This is a genomic window from Micrococcus sp. HMSC31B01 (assembly GCF_001816085.1).
Classification (GTDB): Bacteria; Actinomycetota; Actinomycetes; order Actinomycetales; family Micrococcaceae; genus Micrococcus; species Micrococcus luteus.
This window is the reverse complement of record NZ_KV825296.1, coordinates 1-2,012: the sequence shown is the minus strand read 5'-3', so window position 1 is coordinate 2,012 and position 2,012 is coordinate 1. Positions and strand designations below refer to the sequence as shown.

At 74.9% G+C, this 2,012-nt stretch carries 1 protein-coding gene and 1 pseudogene; both read left to right on the top strand.

What is annotated here, in order from left to right; genetic code table 11:
* Nucleotides 1–286 (top strand): annotated as a pseudogene (locus HMPREF3105_RS09850) (RNB domain-containing ribonuclease); the annotation flags it as partial.
* A gap of 251 nt (nt 287–537) precedes the next feature.
* Nucleotides 538–2,012 (top strand): DEAD/DEAH box helicase (locus tag HMPREF3105_RS09845; protein WP_141762493.1); only part of this gene is annotated, 1,475 nt, incomplete at its 3' end.

Here is a 2,012-nt window from a genome sequence, read left to right as displayed (position 1 = left end):
CCTCATGGCGGACTCGTCGCGCCGGGCCTCGGCCGCGAGCCGGACAGCGGCGGACCTCGTGGAGGCGGCGGCGCTCGAGTCTCGCGTCGGCGCGGAGCTCGAGGGGATCGCGGTGCGCGAGGCGAAGGACGGCACGGAGGTGTGGCTGCTCGACCCGGCCGTGAGCCTGCGGGTGCCGGGCAGCGTCCCGGCGGGCACCCGGGTGCGCGTGCGGATCGAGGGCGTGGACCGCGCCTCGGGTGCGATCACGGCCGCGGGGGTAGACTGGTCGCACAGCTCACGCTGACCCAGGATGACCGGTCGCTCTCTGATCACCCTGACCCGCCGCCCGCGCCCCTGACGCCCGGGACGGCACCATGACCTGCCGGATCCGGCACGGCCCGCCTCGCACGGCGCGCCCGGCCCGGTTCCACGGGGCGCCGCCCGTCGGCCGCTCCGCGTGCTTGCCTCGCGATCGGCTTCCGCTTGAACCGCGCGCACGGCGGAGCCGGGCCTTCCGCCCGCCGTGACGACGCCCGACCAGGAACGCGAGTCGCCATGACCCAGAACTCCGAGCACACCCCCGCCTCCGCCGACCTCGACCCGACGGTCGCCGCGATCGCGGAGGACATCGTCACCGAGGACGCCGCCCCCGTGGCCCCCGAGCAGACCTTCGCCGACTTCGGGGTGCACCCCGCGATCGTCGAGGCCCTGGAGGCCAAGGGCATCGTCCACCCCTTCCCCATCCAGGCCATGACCCTGCCGGTCGCCCTCGGCGGCCACGACATCATCGGCCAGGCCAAGACCGGCACCGGCAAGACCCTCGGCTTCGGCATCCCCGCGCTACAGCGCGCCATCGGCCCGGGCGAGCCCGGCTGGGACGGCCTCGAGGCCAAGGGCACCGCGGGCGCCCCGCAGGCCCTGATCGTCGCCCCGACGCGCGAGCTCGCCGTCCAGGTGGCCGGCGACCTCACGGCCGCCGCGGCCCGGCGCCCCCTGCGCATCGCCACCATCTACGGCGGCCGCGCCTACGAGCCGCAGATCGAGGAGCTGCAGCGCGGCGTCGAGATCGTCGTCGGCACCCCCGGCCGCCTCATCGACCTGATGCGCCAGCGCCACCTGCGCCTGGACCTGGTGAACACGGTGGTGCTGGACGAGGCCGACGAGATGCTGGACCTCGGCTTCCTCCCCGACGTCGAGACCCTGCTCGCCGCCGTCCCGGCCGTGCGTCAGACCATGCTGTTCTCGGCCACCATGCCGGGTCCCGTGGTCGCGATGGCGCGCCGCTACATGACGCAGCCGACCCACATCCGCGCGGCGGACCCGGAGGACGAGGGCCTGACGAAGAAGGACATCCGTCAGCTCGTCTACCGCGCCCACCACATGGACAAGGACGAGCTCGTGGCCCGCGCCCTGCAGGCCGAGGGCCGCGGCCGGACCATCATCTTCACGCGCACCAAGCGCACGGCCGCTCGCGTGGCGGACGAGCTGACGGCGCGCGGCTTCGCGGCCGGCGCGCTGCACGGCGACCTCGGCCAGGGCGCCCGCGAGCAGGCGCTGCGCGCGTTCCGCAACGGCAAGGTGGACATCCTCGTGGCCACCGACGTCGCGGCGCGCGGCATCGACGTCGACGACGTCACCCACGTGTTCAACTTCCAGGCGCCGGAGGACGAGAAGACCTACGTGCACCGCGTGGGCCGCACGGGCCGCGCCGGCAACAAGGGCGTGGCGGTGACCCTCGTGGACTGGGAGGACATGCCGCGCTGGTCCCTGATCGACAAGGCGCTCGGCCTCGGCCAGCCCGAGCCGGTGGAGACCTACTCCTCCTCCCCGCACCTGTTCTCCGACCTCGGCATCCCGAAGGGCACGAAGGGCCGTCTGCCGCAGGCCAAGCGCGTGCTCGAGGGCCTCGAGGGCGAGACGCTCGAGGACCTCGGCGGCCCCGAGGCGAAGCAGCGCGACGGCGGCCGCGGACGGGGTCGCGACGGCGGCCGTTCCCGTGACGGCGAGCGCGGCGGCCGAGGCCGAGGCGG